The 17,828-nt window shown below is 59.6% G+C and carries 17 protein-coding genes and 4 tRNA genes; 7 read left to right on the top strand and 14 right to left on the bottom strand.

The genetic code is table 11. From position 1 onward, the window contains the following. Positions 1-8: 8 nt before the first annotated feature. The 7 genes from nusG to ACUY2T_RS05325 form a co-directional block, all read right to left on the bottom strand. The gene (gene nusG / locus ACUY2T_RS05355; RefSeq protein WP_448307833.1) at positions 9-929 is read right to left on the bottom strand and encodes a transcription termination/antitermination protein NusG; all 921 of its coding nucleotides are present in this window, start codon (positions 927-929) and stop codon (positions 9-11) included. 87 nt (positions 930-1,016) lie between these two features. Then, positions 1,017-1,361, bottom strand: a complete 345-nt coding sequence (gene secE / locus ACUY2T_RS05350; protein ID WP_293791657.1) for a preprotein translocase subunit SecE — start codon at positions 1,359-1,361, stop codon at positions 1,017-1,019. 40 nt (positions 1,362-1,401) lie between these two features. Continuing rightward, positions 1,402-1,474, bottom strand: a tRNA-Trp gene (locus tag ACUY2T_RS05345). Positions 1,475-1,824: 350 nt separating this feature from the next. Continuing rightward, a tRNA-Met gene (locus tag ACUY2T_RS05340) sits at positions 1,825-1,898 on the bottom strand. Positions 1,899-1,971: 73 nt separating this feature from the next. Further along, positions 1,972-2,044, bottom strand: a tRNA-Thr gene (locus ACUY2T_RS05335). A gap of 572 nt (positions 2,045-2,616) precedes the next feature. After that, positions 2,617-2,698 (bottom strand) — tRNA-Tyr (locus tag ACUY2T_RS05330). A gap of 186 nt (positions 2,699-2,884) precedes the next feature. Then, on the bottom strand, positions 2,885-3,895 hold the full coding sequence (locus tag ACUY2T_RS05325) for a polyprenyl synthetase family protein (RefSeq protein ID WP_448307832.1): 1,011 nt from the start codon (positions 3,893-3,895) through the stop codon (positions 2,885-2,887). A gap of 210 nt (positions 3,896-4,105) precedes the next feature. Between ACUY2T_RS05325 and ACUY2T_RS05320 the strand changes: the two genes are divergently transcribed. Continuing rightward, positions 4,106-5,533 (top strand): geranylgeranyl reductase family protein, encoded by a 1,428-nt coding sequence (locus tag ACUY2T_RS05320; protein WP_448307831.1) that lies wholly within the window; start codon positions 4,106-4,108, stop codon positions 5,531-5,533. 38 nt (positions 5,534-5,571) lie between these two features. Here ACUY2T_RS05320 and ACUY2T_RS05315 read toward each other — a convergent pair whose 3' ends face one another. From ACUY2T_RS05315 to ACUY2T_RS05295, 5 genes are all read right to left on the bottom strand, one after another. After that, on the bottom strand, positions 5,572-6,258 hold the full coding sequence (locus ACUY2T_RS05315; protein ID WP_448307830.1) for a demethylmenaquinone methyltransferase: 687 nt from the start codon (positions 6,256-6,258) through the stop codon (positions 5,572-5,574). Between the two features lie 83 nt (positions 6,259-6,341). Next, complete coding sequence (locus ACUY2T_RS05310) at positions 6,342-7,661, bottom strand: glycosyltransferase family 4 protein (protein ID WP_448307829.1); 1,320 nt, start codon at positions 7,659-7,661, stop codon at positions 6,342-6,344. A gap of 92 nt (positions 7,662-7,753) precedes the next feature. After that, positions 7,754-8,218, bottom strand: coding sequence for a DUF3592 domain-containing protein (locus ACUY2T_RS05305; protein ID WP_448307828.1), 465 nt, complete (start codon positions 8,216-8,218; stop codon positions 7,754-7,756). Continuing rightward, positions 8,218-10,047, bottom strand: coding sequence for a 2-succinyl-5-enolpyruvyl-6-hydroxy-3-cyclohexene-1-carboxylic-acid synthase (gene menD, locus ACUY2T_RS05300; protein ID WP_448307827.1), 1,830 nt, complete (start codon positions 10,045-10,047; stop codon positions 8,218-8,220). The genes ACUY2T_RS05305 and menD overlap by 1 nt, the downstream gene beginning before the upstream one ends. Before the next feature lie 49 nt (positions 10,048-10,096). Beyond that, positions 10,097-11,197 (bottom strand): o-succinylbenzoate synthase, encoded by a 1,101-nt coding sequence (locus ACUY2T_RS05295; RefSeq protein ID WP_293792176.1) that lies wholly within the window; start codon positions 11,195-11,197, stop codon positions 10,097-10,099. A 44-nt stretch (positions 11,198-11,241) separates the two neighbouring features. Between ACUY2T_RS05295 and ACUY2T_RS05290 the strand changes: the two genes are divergently transcribed. From ACUY2T_RS05290 to ACUY2T_RS05270, 5 genes are all read left to right on the top strand, one after another. Then, a complete protein-coding gene (locus ACUY2T_RS05290; protein ID WP_448307826.1) occupies positions 11,242-12,204 on the top strand; it encodes a 1,4-dihydroxy-2-naphthoyl-CoA synthase in 963 nt (320 codons plus the stop codon). Between the two features lie 83 nt (positions 12,205-12,287). Beyond that, positions 12,288-13,262, top strand: a complete 975-nt coding sequence (locus ACUY2T_RS05285; RefSeq protein ID WP_448307825.1) for a DoxX family protein — start codon at positions 12,288-12,290, stop codon at positions 13,260-13,262. 206 nt (positions 13,263-13,468) lie between these two features. Continuing rightward, positions 13,469-13,885: a hypothetical protein gene (locus ACUY2T_RS05280; RefSeq protein ID WP_448307824.1), complete on the top strand. Its 417-nt coding sequence runs from the start codon at positions 13,469-13,471 to the stop codon at positions 13,883-13,885. Between the two features lie 147 nt (positions 13,886-14,032). Beyond that, positions 14,033-15,340, top strand: coding sequence for an AMP-binding protein (locus ACUY2T_RS05275; RefSeq protein WP_448307823.1), 1,308 nt, complete (start codon positions 14,033-14,035; stop codon positions 15,338-15,340). Positions 15,341-15,390: 50 nt separating this feature from the next. Next, the gene (locus ACUY2T_RS05270) at positions 15,391-16,287 is read left to right on the top strand and encodes a 1,4-dihydroxy-2-naphthoate polyprenyltransferase (protein ID WP_448307822.1); all 897 of its coding nucleotides are present in this window, start codon (positions 15,391-15,393) and stop codon (positions 16,285-16,287) included. On the opposite strand, the gene ACUY2T_RS05265 is transcribed toward ACUY2T_RS05270, so the two are convergent. After that, complete coding sequence (locus ACUY2T_RS05265) at positions 16,284-16,934, bottom strand: hypothetical protein (RefSeq protein WP_448307821.1); 651 nt, start codon at positions 16,932-16,934, stop codon at positions 16,284-16,286. The genes ACUY2T_RS05270 and ACUY2T_RS05265 overlap by 4 nt on opposite strands. Before the next feature lie 60 nt (positions 16,935-16,994). Beyond that, complete coding sequence (locus tag ACUY2T_RS05260) at positions 16,995-17,387, bottom strand: DUF4229 domain-containing protein (RefSeq protein WP_293792185.1); 393 nt, start codon at positions 17,385-17,387, stop codon at positions 16,995-16,997. 85 nt (positions 17,388-17,472) lie between these two features. On the opposite strand from ACUY2T_RS05260, the gene ACUY2T_RS05255 reads away from it, so the two are divergent. Beyond that, entirely contained in the window at positions 17,473-17,817 is a 345-nt protein-coding gene (locus ACUY2T_RS05255; RefSeq protein WP_448307820.1) for a hypothetical protein, read from the top strand. The last annotated feature ends 11 nt before the right edge of the window (positions 17,818-17,828 follow it).

Raw genomic sequence — 17,828 nt, 5'->3', positions numbered from 1 at the left:
GCATAACTTTAGTTCAGCTTCTCTACCTGATCAAATTCCAGCTCAACCGGGGTTTCACGGCCAAAGATGGAGACCATGGCCTTCAGACGGTTGTTCTCGGTGTCGATCTCGCTGATGGTTGCAGAGACGGAGGCGAACGGGCCGGTAAGGATGGTGACGGACTCGCCCTCTTCGTAGTCCACCACAACCTGCTCGCTGGCCGGCTTCGGCGGGGTAGCCACGCCGGTAGCGGAAACGTCCACTCCGGTAGCTGGAACCTCTTCGCCGTCCTCGGTCTCCTGCGGCTTCGCAGTCTCCGGAGGCAGCAGGAACTTTGCGACTTCGCGGATCTTCACCGGGGTGGGCTTGCCCTCGTTGCCGACGAAGCTAGTCACGCCCGGGGTATCGCGAACGACGGACCAGGAGGCGTCCTCAAGAGACATACGAACCAGCACATAGCCTGGCAGCAGCTTGCGCTTAACCAGCTTGCGCTTACCGTCGCGCAGCTCCACGACCTCCTCGATCGGTACCACGACCTCATGGATCTGCTCGTCTACGCCCAGGGTCTGCGCACGCATCTCCAGGTTGGTCTTCACCTTATTCTCGTACCCGGAGTAGCACTGAATGATGTACCAGTCGCCCGGCAGCTTCTTCAGCTGGCGCATGAATTGACGCAGGCGCGTCTTGTACGCCTCCATTGCTGCGTCCTCTGCAGACTGTTCAGCATCGTCTGCCCCCTCCGCCTGCTCCGCGTCGGCCGGTGCAGCTGCAGCGGTTTCTTCGCTGTTTTCGGTAGCTGGCGCTGCGGCGTCACCATTAGTGACGCCCTCAGCCTCAGCACCCGAAGCATCCTTCTGTGCCTCAGCTACCGCCTGCTGCACGTCTTCCTGTGCGGCTGCGGCCAAGCTTTCGGCGCTTACGGCCTGGTCGTTCTGGTTTTCCTCTGCCATGGAAATACCCTCCATATCATTAAAAATCCGCCTCTCGCCGGGGCGGCGAAGGCGGTATAAAAGTTGATGTTCGTCAGCTTAGCACAATTAACGCATAATCTGCTGCAAGCCCCAGCTAGCAACCCAATCGCTGCCAGCAACGAGCAGGCATACGAAGATGAGGAACAGCAGGACGATGATGGTGTAGTTCACCATCTCTCGACCGGTAGGCCAGATAACCTTGCTCATCTCAGAGACAACACCGCGGATGTAATCCACGATGGCGCTGAAGGGATTCTTGCGGGTCTTTACAACCTCTGGCGCCTTGGACTTGGAATTGGCAACAGCGCGAGACGTGGTGGCCTGACCAGCCACCTGGCGCTTGCCAGACGGACGAAGGCTGCCGCCATTACCGGATTCGCCGGCTGCGGTCTTTTTGCTCTCGTCGCTCACGTCTAAGTTCTCCTTAAAGGTACCTACAAGGAAGATCGTGCAGGGGCGACAGGACTTGAACCTGCAACCTGCGGTTTTGGAGACCGCTGCTCTGCCAATTGAGCCACGCCCCTATCGAAGTTCTGACTCACGAGTGTACGTGATCAGACCAACGTAGGTGAAGCAACGTCCTGTGAACGGGGAAGATACAGCGTCCAGTTGCTGGGGCATTGCTTCCACGGCACACATTCAGTGCAACGTTCAAGAACAATAGCAGGGTTCTAAGCCTGCAACCAAATAGGGCGCGGGTTTCTCAGAACTTGTCCTCGTATGGCGCGCGCCCCTCCCCGGTCTTGCACATGCTCTGCGCGCGTAGTGCATGGAGCATTCTAGAATGCCACCATGCCCACACCCCCTTACACGCAGCATCTTCCGCAAACGAAAAACACCCGGAGATTTTCCATCTCCGGGTGTTTTCATTCGGTAGCGGTGGAGGGACTCGATCCCTCGACCTCACGATTATGAGTCGTGCGCTCTAACCAGCTGAGCTACACCGCCATCATCGCCACTTTGATACGGACCGCCAACGGTCTGTGTCTAACGTCGCGTGACGGGGCGCATAAAATGACAGAGCCCCCTGACGGAATCGAACCGTCGACCTTTTCCTTACCATGGAAACGCTCTGCCGACTGAGCTAAGGGGGCATTACTTCGTTTGCATTGCAGTTTGTTTTAACCGCATCGCTTGAAGCCTGAGTTAGCTTAACCACCTAGCAGCGTTTTACACAAATCGGCAGCTCAGATAGAGATTTCAGACTCATTCACGACTACCTTTGCAAACTTTCAGCCGATAGCTTGTTGTGCCCCGACGGCACATCACGCGCTAACTCCTCATTGCGTGCCGATAGTTTATTGCGCGCCAGTAGCTCGCGTCGCACGAACTTCTGTCACCCAACTCTTGCCCCAATTTCCGCCCTCGCCCCCAACTGTGGATATGCACCTCCATTTAGCGAGAAATGTCGCTAGATCGGGAATCTGTTACTGCATCTGGTTTTCATGTATGCATAACCCCAGCTCAGATGCTTCCATTTTTCGGTCACCAAAAATGTAGGTCTTCACTTTCCCGTTCTAGCGACATTCCCACTGTCCCTGCCCCGTTGAGCCGGAAAAACCCACACTCACACAGCAAACCCCAGAACTCCAGATAGCAAAACCCGGTGGCCACCTCCCGCATCGGGAAGCAACCACCGGGTTGTTGTTTTTGCCATTCGGCGCTGTGCCAGATGATGGATTCGAACCAACGAAGGCAGAGCCGGCGGATTTACAGTCCGCTCCCTTTGGCCGCTCGGGCAATCTGGCATGCACCATTCGGTGCGCTGGTAACTCTACTACGAACAGCCCCAACTTATGCAAATCGCCTGCACAGGGAGGCCACACCCACCTTCAGACCACACACTCAAGCCACCGGAATCCCGCCCCACCAAAAACCGTCCGAATCCACCCCTAGCCACCGAAAGGAAGACAACCGGCGGACTCCCCAGCCGACTATCCCAGTCGCTCCAAGGCAAAATCCATCAGCTGTCGCAGCGCATGGGTCACCTGGTTATCCGGCAGTTTCGCCAGCTCCTGCTCACCGTACTGGCGGTAGCGCTGCACCACCTCAAACGACTTCTCGCGGCCTTCCGAACCACGGATAAGTTCCAGAGCCTCGTCCACCAAGGCATCCTCAGTCACAGGTCCGGTGAGAATCTCGCGGAGTCGCGCCCCTGTGGCGTCATCCTGTCGCAGTGCATAAAGAACCGGCAGGGTGAACACGCCCTCGCGCAAGTCCGTGCCAGGCACCTTTCCGGAGACTTCGGGATCAGCCCAGATGTCGATGATGTCATCGACGATCTGGAAGATCTGACCGACATTGCGGCCAAACCTAAACAGCGCCTCGCGGTGCTCGTCCGAAGCACCGCTGTGCAGCGCACCCAGCCAACCAGCAGAAGCAATGAGCACACCAGTCTTCTCCTGGATCACAGTCAGATAGTGCTCAATCTCATCCTCACCCTCGCGGGCGCCGATAGTCTCGCGCATCTGGCCAGTGACGAGCTCGCGGAAAGTCTCCGCAAAGTGCTGCACCGTGTCAGTGCCCAGCTGCGCCATAATGTCGCTGGCAATGGCGAACAGATAATCGCCTGCCAGGATGGCGACAGAGTTGTTCCATCGCTTATTCGCAGACTCCGCGCCGCGACGCTGATCGGACTCATCCATCACGTCGTCGTGATACAGCGTTGCCAGGTGGGTCAGCTCTACCACTGCGGCAGCCTCGTTCACCCGCTGCGCCGTCGGATTCTCACCGTAGTAAGCCGCCAGCAGCGCAAACATCACGCGGAAGCGCTTACCACCAGCGTCGAAAAGGTGGCTGATCTTGTCGGTAAGGAAGGACTCGCCAACCGACAGTCGATCCTTAAGCAGCTGCTCCACCTGCTGCATCGACTGGCCCAAGGCCTCGTTTAGTTGCGCGTCCCCGACGTCAGGGAGCACCGGTTTACGGGGTGTGGCACTTGGCATGTCCGTGGTCAGCCTCGACTTTTCCTCTTTAACGCCACATGCTGGTACAACCGTGTACTTCGCATGTGTTTTTTACATGTCTATCGACACTTTAGTCGATCGGCGGGACGGTGTTTAACCCACATGCATACTTCACGTCTCTTAATTCCGCTACCGTTTCCCCAGCACCGACGCGACCTCCGCCCCACCTCCGTGAAACAATGGTGGTCGATGAATTCCCCTTTCGTTGAAACCCCCACGAATGCGCCTGCCAAGGTCGACGCCGATCTCGTCGTCGTGGGCGCAGGACCAGCCGGTTCCGCCGCCGCATTCCACGCCGCCCGCGCAGGTCTGGATGTCGCATTGGTGGACATGGCTGATGTCCCCGGCACCGGCGCTTTATCCGCCGAGAATTCCCCCACCCAATCCACTGGGCGCGATAAGACCTGCGGCGATGGATTAACTCCCCGCGCCGTCGCCGCACTCGAATCAATGGGCGCAGCGGATCTCCTCGACGATGCGCCCCACATCCGCGGCCTTAAACTGCATGGTTTCGGCGGTTCCATTACTGCCCCGTGGCCCGTGGGCAGCTTTCCGCGCCACGGTTCGGCTATCCCCCGCTCACGCCTGGATGCTTCCCTAGCAAGGCTCGCTATCGCTGCGGGTGCGCGTTTTATCCAGGCCAAGGTGGGTGACGCCACCTGCGATCCAACCACCCAGCAACTCATCGAGGTGACGGGCACTCGCACCGGTGCAGGAGTGCAGAGGAAGTCAACAGCAAGCACACACCTGCGGCTGAGCGGGCGTTTCTTTGTGCTGTCCGAAGGCGTGCGAAGTGGCATCGCCCGGAAGTTAGGTGTGAAGTGGGATAAAGGTCTGGTCCATGGCATTGCCGCCCGCAGTTACGTCAACACTCCTTTCGGCGATGAACCGTGGATTCACTCGCATCTGGAGCTCAACGATGCTGACGGCACCGCGCAGCCTGGCTACGGCTGGGTATTCCCGCTAGGCAATAGCGGTGATACCGGCCGGGCTAACCTCGGCTGTGGTGTGCTGGCCACCACTAAACGCCCGGCAAAGGTGAATACCAAGAAGCTGCTGCGCGATTATGCCCAACAGGTTGGTGAGGATTGGGAAATCGACGGAGAGCCGGAATCTATCACCTCTGCACTGCTACCGATGGGCGGTGCCGTTAGCCGGGTGGCAGGGCCGAACTGGGCTGCAATTGGCGATACGGCGGCGCTGGTTAATCCGCTGAATGGTGAAGGCATCGACTATGCCTTGGAATCCGCCGAACTACTCATCCGGTTGTTGGTGGAGGAATGGGGAAGGCCGGAGAAGTGGGCGTCCCGAATTAGGGGCAACAACGGCTCCGGCATCGAGCCAGAATGGACGGCCGAGCTCGAAAGACAGTATGGACAGGCATTCGGGTTGGCGCGACGACTGGCGGTGGTTCTGACGATGCCGGGGCTAATGAGTGCACTCGGGCCGCTGGGTATGCGCGGGCCGCTGGCGAACCGCACGATGGGGGTGGCGACGCGCCTGATGGGGAATTTGGCCAGCCCGGAAGATCGCGATTTTGCCGCACGGATCTGGAGAGGTGCAGGGCGCGTGGTGAACCTCGCGCCGATCGATAAGCCCTTCGCCGCGCGGGGCTAGACGCGCAGAACTACCGGCGCTGGGCTAGTAGCGCAGGACTATCGGCGAATGGCGCTGTGGAGAGCGACAATTCCGCCTGTGAGGTTCTGCCAGCCGACTTCGTCCCAACCGCACTCGCGGATCTCGGCGGCGAGTTCCTCCTGGCCGGGCCAAGCGCGGATTGACTCGGCAAGGTACTCGTAGGCATCCGCGTTAGAGCTGACGACCTTCGCGACCTTCGGAAGGGCGCGCATGAGGTATTCCTTGTAGACAGTTTTGAAGATGGGAATGACGGGGGTGGAGAACTCTGCCACGGCGAGCTTGCCGCCTGGCTTTGTCACACGCGCCATTTCACGCAGGCCAGCGCGGAAGTCCACGATGTTTCGCAGACCGTAGTTAATCGTTACGGCGTCGAAGGTCTCGTCTGCGAAAGGAAGGTTGGTGCCGTCGGCACACACCATTGGCACGTCGCGGTGGGAGCCCGCGGACAGCATGCCGAAGGAGAAGTCGCAGGCGATGCATGTCGCTCCCGTACGAGCGAACTCTTCGGTGGATACGCCCGTACCAGCAGCAAGGTCGAGCACCAAGTCGCCGGGCTTTAAGTCCAGGCGCTTGCGGGTGCGGCTACGCCAATAGCGATCCTGGCCGAAGCTCAACACCGTATTAGTGAGGTCGTATTTCTTACCCACTGCGTCGAACATCGACGCAACTTCCTGCGGTTTCTTTTCCAAACTTGCCCGAGACACGACACACATCTTAGCGTGCCTCGATGCATACCCCGATCGCACCCGGCTAAGGGGGCGGGGCTATCCGCGGATTGGGGGTTGCGTTAGCGCACCACTGGTTCTGCGGAACCTTTCGCTTCGGCCACTAGGTCTGCTTCTACAGCCGCCTGCTCCGACTGGGATTCGACGGTGGTCTGACGTACCTCGCGTACACCGGTGAAGTCGCGCTGCGAATTGGTGCGGGGTGCAGCCTTGCCGCCCTGTGCAATGGCTTGACGATAGTAGCCGAGTAGCTGGTCACATAGGCTAGACCAGCTCTTGTTCTGCACACCTTCGAAGGCGTTGTCCCGGTAGGAATCCACTCCCCCAGCGAGGATGGTATCTACCGCGTCAACCAGCTCGGCCTCGAAGTTCTCCACGTTCAACAGGAAGCCGTTGTGGCCGGGCTTAATCAAATCGATCGGACCCCCGGCTGCCGGGCCGATGGTTGCCACACGGGAAGCCTGCGCCTCCTGAATGGCCTGACAGAACGTCTCGAACTGGCCGGTATGTACGAAAATATCCAGGCTGGCAAATGCGTGGGCTAGATCCTCGCCGTAGAGTCCGCCGGTAAACACCGCGGTGGGCATCAGTGCTTTCAGGGAGTCCATCTCTGGGCCATCGCCAACAATGACGATCTGCACGTCGTCTCGTCCATTCAACGCTGCCATGCGCTCCACGGACTTCTCAGCAGCCAGGCGCCCCACGAAACCGACGATCTTCCGGCGGTTCTCCAGCTCCATCACGTCGGTTTCGCCTGCTTTTCCACAGCGCTTTTCTTCACCAGCCAGCAGCCACTCACGACGCAGCTCCGACGAGCGCTTCGAGGGGTGGAAGCGTTCCGTATCCACCCCGCGACCCCAATGGGCCACACCACGCACCTTGTTTTCTTCCAGCTCGCGCATCGTTACGGAGCTTGGCGCCAACGTCATTGCGCACATGTTGTGCATGACACGCACCCAGCGCCAAGCCATTTTGGACAGGAACTTCAATTTGTAGTTGTTGGCGAATCCCGCCACGTCAGTCTGGAAAATCGCCACGCAGGGAAGTTTGAGCGCCCGAGCCGCCACAGCACCCGCACCACCCAGTACGAAAGGGCTAGCCAGATGCACAACATCCGGCTGGAATTTCTTCAGTTCGGTGTACACGCTCGGCATTGGCACGCCGATCGGCAGAGAGTTAATACCCGGCACATCGACAGCAGGGACGCGCGCAATGCGGAACCCCTCATAAGTCGCAATTTCTTCTTGCCCGTCTTTCGCACTCGGTGCAATAACTAGCGCTTCGTGCCCATTGGCTCGCAGGTGTTCCAGCACGCGGAGTACGGAATTTACAACCCCGTTAACATTGGGCAGAAAGCTCTCGGCAACAATCGCAACTCGCATACCCTTCAGCATCCCTTTTGTAGTTCACGCCCGCGTTTCGTCTGGGTAAAAACATTAACAAGTCTAGGGAAACAAAAGGTTACTTTCGCTACTCAAAGTTTATGTTTCTTTTCCCATCGCCGAATCAGCAGCATCAGAACAGCGCACACGGCAAGCCCCACGGTCATTGAAGACAACGCAGGAAGAAATGCCAACGTCCATCCTCGCCCCTGCACTTTGACGTTTTCCGGGTCACTGACCTGGTATTCCACGCGCACATTCTGGCCTTCAACAAGACCGGACGAGTACTTTAGCCCTTCCTCCGGCTGCCGAAAATTGCCTTCTGCATCGCGGAAACGCACGGTCGTTCGCAGGGTTTGTACCGACACAACCTCCGCCGTCGCCTCCCCCTTATCCCGCGAGATCGCATAGTCATCAATCGCAGAGGTGACGATCATGCCACCGCAGACCAAAATCACTATTGCCGCAAGCCCGATCACCACCTGCTTGACTCGCCTTAAACGGCGGGCAATTCGAAATTGCTTCGGGGTGAGCTCGTGGTTTCTCAAGCGATTCATCAAGCGCCCGCAATTCTTTTTTCTATTTCTCGACGCCCACCTCTGCTCACCTTCACTTCCAGCACCGTGATCCCATGTGCCCCGATCTCAGCATGCTCATCGATGGCCATTGCGAGTTCCTCTACGTTGGTCGCTAGTTTGTGCTCTACCCCAAATCCAGCGCAAAGCTCTGCAAAGTCCAAGTCCAACGGAGTACCGAAGACCCGTTCGAAAGCCGCGGTGCCATCAGCGAAGGTGCGCAAGTTCTCTGCCCCCGGCTCCAAGGTCTCGAATATCCCGCCGCCGCTATCGTTGGTCAACACGATAAGCAGGTTATCGGGGCGCGGTTCCAATGGTCCGATATTCAGCCCACCGAGATCATGGGCAAAAGTCAGATCCCCCATCACAGCGATCGTGCGCGGTGCGCGGATAGCCGTCGGGTCAGCATGAGCGTGAGCCATCGCGGCCCCCACTGCGGTGGAGATCGTCCCGTCGATCCCCGCCGCCCCACGATTAGCTATAGTCTGCACGCCGTCAAAGGGCAGCCCGGCGCGGGAGGCATCTCGCACCGCTGTCGAAGCCCCTAGTACCAAGAGGTCACCGTCGCGCAGGGCGTCAGCAACAACGGCGACAGCGTGTACCGCCGTGAAGGGTTCGTGCTCGGCGAGTGCGTCGCGCACCTGTCCAGCTCCCATGTCGCTAATGGCGCGCGCTACTTGAAGCCACGTTTCTGGTTGCTCGCCGTGCGGGCGGACAGAACTGCCGACTTCGTCCACATTGCCGAATACATCGGTGACGTTACGGGTGTCGCTGAGGGCGATGACGTTGATGTCCTTGTTGGCCAGGAGTTTTGTGACGCCACGGTGGAGGGTTGGCCGGCCGATCACCACGATCTGTTCCGGGGTGGTGACCGCCGAATACTCGCCATCACCGACGACCTGGGTGCTAAACATGTCAACGGCCGCGCTATGGACAGGGAAGTCCGGGGCGGGGGCAATAGGCTCCGCAATGGTCGGCACGTCCGCCAATTCATCCATGATCGCTCGCGCCCAGGCAACATCGCTTACCGAACCGGCAATGACGAGAGTACGGCGTGAAAGATCAACCTCAACCTGCCCAAAGGGAAGCGAGCGAACCCCCCGGGGTTCCGGTGTATTGCCGGTGACCGCGCTGGCCCATAGCGAAAGCTCGTCGAGAGTCGGTGGCACCAGCGGCTCCCGCAAAGGAACATCCAAATGCACGCCACCGCCGTCGATGGGGTCAACCGCAGCAGCGACTAACTGACAGACCAGATCGCGTAGCTGCGCGGCAGCTCCGCCGGCTCGGGAGGCATCGGCATCGTCCGGTGCTTTGATGTCTTCCCCTTCCAGCGCCAAGTTTCCTGTATTCAGGGTGCACACTGAATGGGATCCGAAAATCTCCGCCTGATCGATGGTCTGATTTGCGCCAGACCCCAGCATCGAAAGCGGCCGATTCGCCGAGAGAACAATTAACGGTACGCCGGATAGCGTGGCCTCTACCATTGCCGGCAGGCAGTTAGCCACGGCTGTTCCGGAAGTCATGACCACCGGGACGGGTTGGCGGGAAACCTTCGCCAGCCCCAGAGCCAAGAAGGCTGCAGAACGCTCATCCGTACGCACGTGAAGGCGCACCCGTCCCACCCGTTCAGCCTCCACGAAAGCCAAGTTCAGCGGGGAATTTCGCGAGCCGGGGCACAGCACTGTCTCCTGCACGCCACACCGAATTAGTTGATCCACCAACACTAAGGCAGCGTGGACGGCGACAGGGCTGGGAAGCGGCTCAGCAGCCGCAGGAGAAGAATCCTGGGAAGAACTATCGGTGTTAGTCACAGTTCCTCAATTTACCTTTCACCTCGGACAGCCTCGCGGAAGGATCCGCTCACTCTAGGAAGCGATAGGCCGCACTCAGGCGGTTGATCCACCAGTCACGACGCTCGCCGGTGACGCGGAACTCGTTGAGGAGGTCCGGATCCGGAGCAACTGCGCCGGCGTGCATACGCCCATCCACGATCCGACGTTCAGCGAGGTCGCGGACGAAAAGAGTACCTGTGGCTAAGCCGGCTGCATTGGGTTCGGCAACCATGCCGTCGTCATCTATATGCGCCAGGCTGGCGGCTGCTCGCAGCCCCGCTCCCAGCCCCACTGCGGTATCCAATGCAGAACTCACCGTGATGGATACCCCACGCTTGGCTACCTCGCTAGCTACCCGGCGCAATTGGTCCACACCTCCCAGCGGTGGCACTTTGAGGACGGCAACGTCGCATGCGCCCGCGCTCGCTACCTCTTTGACTGCGGCGATCGGGTCGATGCTTTTGCGAATGGCCTCGTCTGCGGCCACACGCACAAAAAGCCCCCGCCGCATGAGGTTCTGGCGTACCTCCGCCAGCTCGGCGATGGTGCGACAAGGCTGCTCCACATAATCCAACGGACCGTCCGCAGCGAGGGTTTCCACCGCTTCTAATGCCTGCTGTACGGTCCAGCCGCCGTTAGCGTCCATGCGAATCTTCGGAGCCACAACCCCCTGGTCGGCGTACCATTCTCGAACCGCGCGGACGCGTTGAATATCCTGCTGCATGCTGATCCCAGGATCCTTCGCCAAAGCAGATTTTTCCGCAACCTTGACCTTCACCGTAGTGCAACCGGGGTAGCGCGCCATGAGGTCATCAATGATCTCGGGCTGTGCCGCCACATCAACTGCGGGGATGGTGGCATTCACGGGAACCCATTCCTCCTGCTCACCCTGCTCGCTGTATCCGAACTGAATCGCCGAGCGCAGCCACAAGGAGGCTTCCGCCGGCTCATATTCCGGGAAAGGAGCGAACTCTGCCCACTGGGACGGGGCGTCAATAAGCAAGGCCTCACGGACAGCCACACCGCGGAAAGGTACCCGCATCGGCAGAGCAACCACATGAGAGCGCTCAAGCAACTCGGCGAGCGGCGGTAGGGCAATGGCAGCGGATTTGGAAGTCTCAGTGTTCATTCTCCCTACCTTGCCAAAAATTGCTGCCCGATAGAATGGCGAACATGAGCGAAAACAGCAGCAATCCCTTCAAGCCCGAACTATGGCGACCCGTGGACACCCCCGGTGTCAACGATTTCACCGACATCACCTACCATCGCCACGTCGGCGAGGGGCGGGCGAATGGTATCGTGCGTATCGCATTTAACCGCCCTGAAGTGCGCAATGCTTTCCGTCCTCATACCGTCGACGAGCTGTACCGGGCGCTAGATCACGCGCGTCGCACCCCGGATGTCGGCACGATCCTACTGACCGGCAACGGGCCATCCCCGAAGGACGGCGGCTGGGCTTTCTGTTCCGGCGGCGATCAGCGTATCCGTGGTCGTTCTGGCTACCGCTATGCCACCGAGCACACTGGGGACGTGGCAGCGGCGGATGAGTCGAGTGTGGATACGGCACGCGAAAAGGTCGAGGGAGGCCGCCTGCACATCCTGGAAGTGCAGCGTCTGATCCGAACGATGCCGAAGGTTGTCATCGCCGTGGTTAACGGCTGGGCTGCAGGTGGTGGACACTCGCTGCACGTGGTGTGCGACATGACAATTGCTTCCCGGCAGGAGGCGCGGTTCAAACAAACCGATGCGGATGTCGGGTCTTTCGACGCAGGCTATGGCTCGGCGTATCTGGCGCAGATGGTGGGGCAGAAGTTCGCGCGTGAGATCTTCTTCCTGGGCCGGACATATAGCGCCGAGCGGATGCAGCAGATGGGCGCGGTGAATATCGTCGCTGACCACGGCAGCTTGGAGGACGAGGCTATTCAAGCTGCTCGCGAGATCAACACGAAGTCCCCCACTGCCCAGCGCATGCTGAAGTTCGCCTTCAACCTGGCCGATGACGGTCTGATGGGGCAGCAAGTCTTCGCGGGCGAGGCCACACGACTGGCCTACATGACCGACGAAGCGGTCGAGGGCAAGGAGGCCTTTTTGGAGAAGCGTGAGCCACGCTGGGAGCCCTTCCCTTATTACTACTAGGGCTAACTAGGGTGCGCCCTTGCTTTTAGCCGCTCTTGCTTTTAGCCAGCCCGGAGCAGCGCTAACTTGGTAGCGTTAGCAGCATGAACATTTATAAAGATGTTTGCATCACCATTTCCCGCATCCTGGTGGGCATCGTGCTGCTGGCGCATGGTTGGCAAAAATACAATTCCTGGACCATCGACGGTACCGCTAAATCCTTCGAGTCCATGAGCGTCCCATGGCCGAACGCTTCCGCACAGTTCGCAACATATTTCGAACTCGCTGCCGGTGTGCTGCTTATCCTGGGTCTGCTGGTTCGGATCGTCGGCCCAATCTTGTTTGTGCAAATGGTCTTCGCATTTGGTTTCGCGCACTGGGGTAAGGGTGTCTTCGTTTCCGATGGCGGCTGGGAGCTTGTCGGTCTTCTGGGCGCCGCGGGTCTCGCCCTGGCAGCGTATGGCTCCGGCCGTTTTAGCTTGGACTACCTCTTTATGACGCCCGTACGTGCCCGTAAGGAACGTAAGGAAAAGACGGCCAAGGAGGCTGAAACGGCTAGGGGCAATGAAGCTTTCGGCCTAAACAACGGCAACTTTGCACCCGCAGGTGCGCCGGCTGGATCGGTCGGGAATCAGAATATGGCTCCGAATTCGGGGCAGGCGCAGGGTCAGGCTCAGAGGCAGAATCCGGGGCAGAATCCTTTCGGCAATTACGGTTCCCCGGCTCAGCGCTCGAATAGCCAGGGCCTGAATAGCCAAGGCGCTAACAACCAGAGCCTGAATAACCAAGGTGCTAACAACCAGAGCAACAACATGTGGAATAACGCACGCCGCGACACCAGCGCCGCCGCGGGTGGTGCCGGTGTCATCGGCGGCAGCAATGCCACTCCGTTTGGTAGCTCCCAATATGGCGACAGCTCCAATGCCGATGCGCCTACCACCCAGTGGAACAGCAACCAGGGCAATGGACCGTCGAGCAACAGCTTCGGCGATTTCTCCAGCTCTGGTTCTGGTTCCAGCTCTGACGGTGGCTCCGATGCTGGCGGTGACGGCGGCGGAGATGGCGGCGGTGGCGACTAAAGGCCAAACGCCATCCGCGAGCCACTTTTAAGGCTCGCCCACCACTACCCCGCCGGAGGAGCTGATAGCTTCCCGGCGGGTTTTGTTGCTTTCAAGTACGAACTTAAGGTTGGAACAAAAAATACTTGACGTTCCCAACAGTTGTTAACTACCCTATGTTCTATCGTTAGAAACTCAACGTCGTCGAAGGAAGGAGGGTAGGCATCATGTTTAACCCATTCAACCAGCTCCGAGCTAAGCTCCGAACCGCTGTCACCACCAAGGGCCCTGATCCGGCTGCGCATTTTGCGTCGATTCACGCCGCCGGCACACGCGTCGCAAATGCACACCGCACACGCAACACACACGCACCAACCGAGACAGATTCCCTCCTCCTTCCCGCACAGTATCGCCACTACCTAAAGGCAAACAACGATCTCCCGACCCCTTCTTTGAACGCCTTGGATACACGCAGCCCCTCCTACCTCGACATCGTCGCTTACCTCATCGACACCGGGAAAACCCCGGCCACTCGCCAGGATGTACAGGCTAGTTTCTTGGCCATCCATAAGCGTCTACCCGGCCCGGAGGAGCTGGAAGCCACTGTAAAGCGCGTCCAGGAATTCGGTCTTCAGGCCGACTAACCCCTCGCCGGAGCAACATAGCCCTCGTGCGCACCTCTTGCGCGCGGGGGTTTTGCTTCGCCCCCTCCCCCTCCTCCGAATGTCGCACCCCTTACAAGCCGTCACAGGGACAGGGCACACCTCTAGGCAGGTTGTACATTGGTCAGCATGACCGGAAATCCCGCCTCCGTTCCCTTGCAGCCAACTGTCATCAGCGCTTCCTCGCCCGAACTCTTCGCCGACTCCCTGGAGGCACTCCAGCAACTCCTCGCAGAGGAACTCTCCCTCCTCCCACTCCCCGCAGACTGGCAACAAACCTGCCCCGACCTGCCGGAACAAATGCGCGCGGGAAGCACAGACAAAGCAGACAGCGTAGCGCCGGGCACACTCATCGCCTGTACCTCCGGCTCCACAGGCACCCCGAAAGGCGCAGTGCTCGGCCCCAGCCAACTCTCCACCAGTGCGGACGCCACCGTCTCCTTCATGGAGCACCACTTTCAAGCCCAACCAGGGGCATGGCTGCTCACACTTCCAGCGCATCACATCGCCGGGCTGCAAGTCCTACTCCGTAGCCTCCGAGCGGGCTATACTCCCATCGCAGCCCAGCACTTACAGCAGGGATCGCACTTCAACACAGCTGGTTTCGTCGCGGACACGCTGCACCTCGCAGACACTTATCCAGGTGCAGATCTTTACACTTCCCTCGTCCCCGCACAGCTGGAAAGGATCGCCACAGACCCCGCCGCCGTGCAAGCACTGACACGCTACGCCTGTGTACTGGTCGGCGGGGCAGCAGCGCGTGAGGGCGTCATAAAGAAGATGGCGGAAGCAGGAGCGAAGATCGCACTGACCTACGGGTCGAGCGAAACGGCCGGAGGGATGGTATACAACGGGCATTGCCTACCGGGAGCACGGGTGCGGATTAGTGACGCCGACGAGCGCGGAGCCGGGCGGGTGCGGATCGCGGGACCGATGGTGGCCGACGGCTACCGCAACGTGGACTCAGCAGAGGCGTTCCCGACTGCGGGAGAGTTTCTAACCTCCGACATTGGAGTGCTGGACGGTGACGTGCTGCGGATTCTGGGGCGCGCCGACGGGGCGATCAACACGGGCGGATACAAGGTACTTCCCGAGGAGGTTGAAAAGGCCCTTTGTCAAAGCGTTCCCGGCGCGGAAGCTGCCTTTGCCGCGGGCATAGAAGACCCACAGTATGCAGAGTTCGGCGAGTCGATTGGGGTGCTGGTAGTTCTCAACGACGGCGTTGATCGAGCCACCGCACCCGACATTACCGAGATGGTGCGTACAGCCATGCGCGGGCAAGTGAAGCCCGAACTACTCCCCCGGCGCGCCTGGGTAATCAACGAAATGCCAACCACCGGCCCGGGGAAAACCGACCGCCAACGGGCCGCGAAAATATTGCGCGAAATGTTGCAGGAGAGTACTCAGAAAGCCACGCCTATTGGGGGACTAGAATAAAGGTTTTTGTACGAGTGCCATTAAGAGTGTGAGCTCTAGAAAGGCGAACCATGACCTCCACCAGCAGGCAGCACCCCGGAGCAACCCCAGCTCAGTGGCTCGAAGGGGCACGCCCGCACACCTGGGCCAACGCCGTTGCCCCTGTGCTTGCGGGCACAGCTGCCGCCACCCTGGAGGGTGCCGCCAACCCACTGCGGGCGGTTCTGGCCGGGGTTGTTGCCCTCGCGATGATCGTGGGCGTGAACTACGCCAACGACTACTCCGATGGCATCAAGGGAACGGACGACGACCGTTCCGGGCCGCTGCGTCTGACCGGCAGTGGCCTTGTGGAACCGCGGAAGGTGAAGTACGCCGCGTTTGCCGCCTTCGGAGTGGGTGCCGTTGCCGGCATTGTGCTGAGCGTGCTGAGCGCTTGGTGGCTAGTACTCGTAGGTGTGGCCTGCATTGCGGGCGCTTGGTTCTACACCGGTGGAAAGAACCCGTACGGTTATCGGGGACTAGGCGAAGTAGCTGTGTTCGTCTTCTTCGGCCTGGTGGCGGTGCTGGGCACGGAGTTCACCCAGACCGGCGCCGTGAGCTGGCGGGGCGGGCTGCTGGCCATTGCCGTCGGTAGCCTTTCCAGCGCGGTGAACCTAGCCAACAACTTGCGCGATATTCCCACTGATTCTGTCACCGGAAAGATCACGTTGGCTGTGCGTCTGGGGGATGCAAACACCCGCCGACTGTGGGTGGGGCTGGTCGCCCTGGCGGTAGTGGTGACTATCGGCATTAGCGTCGGCCACTGGTGGGGGCTGCTTGCGCTGCTGGCTGTGCCGCTGTTTGTGATTGCCGCCAGCCCTGTAACTCGTGGCGCCGAAGGAAAGGCGCTAATCCCCGTGCTGGGCATGCTGGGGCGTGGAATGCTGCTGTGGTCGATTCTGGAGTTTGTCGCCGCGCTGTTGGCCTAGCGAAACTCCACCCCGTGGAAACGAACCTTCGCTTCGATCTCGCGGGTAAGCCCTGCTCGCCACGTTGAGGGCACCACAGAGCCCAAAATGAAGTTCACGCCATAGGAATCGACGCTATAAATCCCCTTTGGCAGCGATGCCGTGGGATTGACCCGATAGCGCTCCAAGGCCGATTCATGCCCTAGGCGAGTACGGAGTTCAACCCTTACTTCGAACTGTCCATCCAGGGTGCCCGTGCTCCTCGTCCAGTTCCTTGCCAGTTCCTGTCCAAGTCCAACCGAGAGTGGCCCTGTGGTGTTGTAACGAAGGTCGTACACGCTCACCCGTGCTATATCTCTCCACGGTATCCGCACTGCCGCATCGCCCACCCCAAAATCATCGGCGATAAAAGCCGGGTTCACCCCCTCCCGCGCGCTGGCGTTAGCCCGTGCATTCACGTCCTTCTGGCTCATGTACCAGCCCCACAGCGCGATGCCCACGATGGCGATGGCAACCAAAGGAACCGGGGATTTCTCTTCGATGGCCATAGCCACGCATGCCACCACCAGCCCGAGGAATAACAGCCCAATCGTAGCGCCGCCGATCTGCTTCTTGCGTTGGTGACGGGAGTCTGCCCATACAACCACGTCCCGCGGTTTGCCGTTCATAGCAGCGAGTCTAATCCGCAGATGACCGCCACCAAGATCGGTGGACAAACTGTAGAGAAATTAATCGTCCAAACGCTCGCGCAGCTGGTCACGTAGCTCCTGCCGGTGAGCCTGGCGCTCGGCATCCCACCGCGCGATTTGTTCGGTGACGCGCAGGCGCAGCCCCTTGAACATAAACATCGACAGAGGCAGCGCCAGGATCAGCGCCAGCGTCATGCTCACCAGCAGTGGGAAGTAGTCTGCCATGCCCAGCAAAATCACGATCGAATGGATGATGAACGTCAGCACCAGGAACAGCAGCAGGCGCAGGAAGGCATATAGCGCTACGTCACGGACGGCCTTGCCCTTGTCGAGGTTCTTGCCGTCTTTCTTGTTGACGCCCTCATCGCCAGCGGCCGCAGTATCAGCCGAAGCCTTAGCCTGGTTCTTCGCATTCACATCTTCGTTAGCCACGCACACCACACTACGTTTAGCCCGTGAAGTTCCGTTAATCGTCAAGCCGCAGGTGCTTGTCTGAGGATCCTTTAGGATTGTCTACATGGGTCGACTTCTTTTGCTCGCTTTGTTCATCGTCACTCTCGTACTGCTGTGGAAAGCATTCGGTCCACAGACCTGGGGAAATGCTCAGCAGCGCCGGCGTGGGGGCGTCAATAGGAACAACGAAGTGGCGAGGAACCACAAGGGGCCGGACGACGACCCGGATTTTCTATGGAACATCGAGAAAGAGCGCTTCAAGCAGCGGCGTGCGCAAGAGGCCAAAGAAGCCGAAGAGGCTGAGCGTAAACGACGCGTGGAGCGACGGGAGGAACTCCGGCGACGCGAGCAGCAGGAACGAGAGCAGCACAACCCGAACCAGAGCAACAACGATCCTGAGCAGGAGTAGCGCTAGCGAAC

This window comes from Corynebacterium sp. 22-2729, assembly GCF_053479475.1.
The sequence above is the reverse complement of the archived record's forward strand: the minus strand, read 5'-3'. Positions and strand labels throughout refer to the sequence as shown.

Bases quoted from the DNA above. Each gene is read 5' to 3' on its own strand.
- ACUY2T_RS05320 (WP_448307831.1), top strand. From the start codon at position 4,106: ATGAATTCCCCTTTCGTTGAAACCCCCACGAATGCGCCTGCCAAGGTC.
- nusG (WP_448307833.1), bottom strand. From the start codon at position 929: ATGGCAGAGGAAAACCAGAACGACCAGGCCGTAAGCGCCGAAAGCTTG.
- ACUY2T_RS05285 (WP_448307825.1), top strand. From the start codon at position 12,288: ATGAACATTTATAAAGATGTTTGCATCACCATTTCCCGCATCCTGGTG.
- ACUY2T_RS05275 (WP_448307823.1), top strand. From the start codon at position 14,033: ATGACCGGAAATCCCGCCTCCGTTCCCTTGCAGCCAACTGTCATCAGC.
- ACUY2T_RS05270 (WP_448307822.1), top strand. From the start codon at position 15,391: ATGACCTCCACCAGCAGGCAGCACCCCGGAGCAACCCCAGCTCAGTGG.
- ACUY2T_RS05255 (WP_448307820.1), top strand. From the start codon at position 17,473: ATGGGTCGACTTCTTTTGCTCGCTTTGTTCATCGTCACTCTCGTACTG.
- ACUY2T_RS05280 (WP_448307824.1), top strand. From the start codon at position 13,469: ATGTTTAACCCATTCAACCAGCTCCGAGCTAAGCTCCGAACCGCTGTC.
- ACUY2T_RS05310 (WP_448307829.1), bottom strand. From the start codon at position 7,661: ATGCGAGTTGCGATTGTTGCCGAGAGCTTTCTGCCCAATGTTAACGGG.
- ACUY2T_RS05290 (WP_448307826.1), top strand. From the start codon at position 11,242: ATGAGCGAAAACAGCAGCAATCCCTTCAAGCCCGAACTATGGCGACCC.
- ACUY2T_RS05325 (WP_448307832.1), bottom strand. From the start codon at position 3,895: ATGCCAAGTGCCACACCCCGTAAACCGGTGCTCCCTGACGTCGGGGAC.
- ACUY2T_RS05295 (WP_293792176.1), bottom strand. From the start codon at position 11,197: ATGAACACTGAGACTTCCAAATCCGCTGCCATTGCCCTACCGCCGCTC.
- ACUY2T_RS05305 (WP_448307828.1), bottom strand. From the start codon at position 8,218: ATGAATCGCTTGAGAAACCACGAGCTCACCCCGAAGCAATTTCGAATT.
- ACUY2T_RS05265 (WP_448307821.1), bottom strand. From the start codon at position 16,934: ATGAACGGCAAACCGCGGGACGTGGTTGTATGGGCAGACTCCCGTCAC.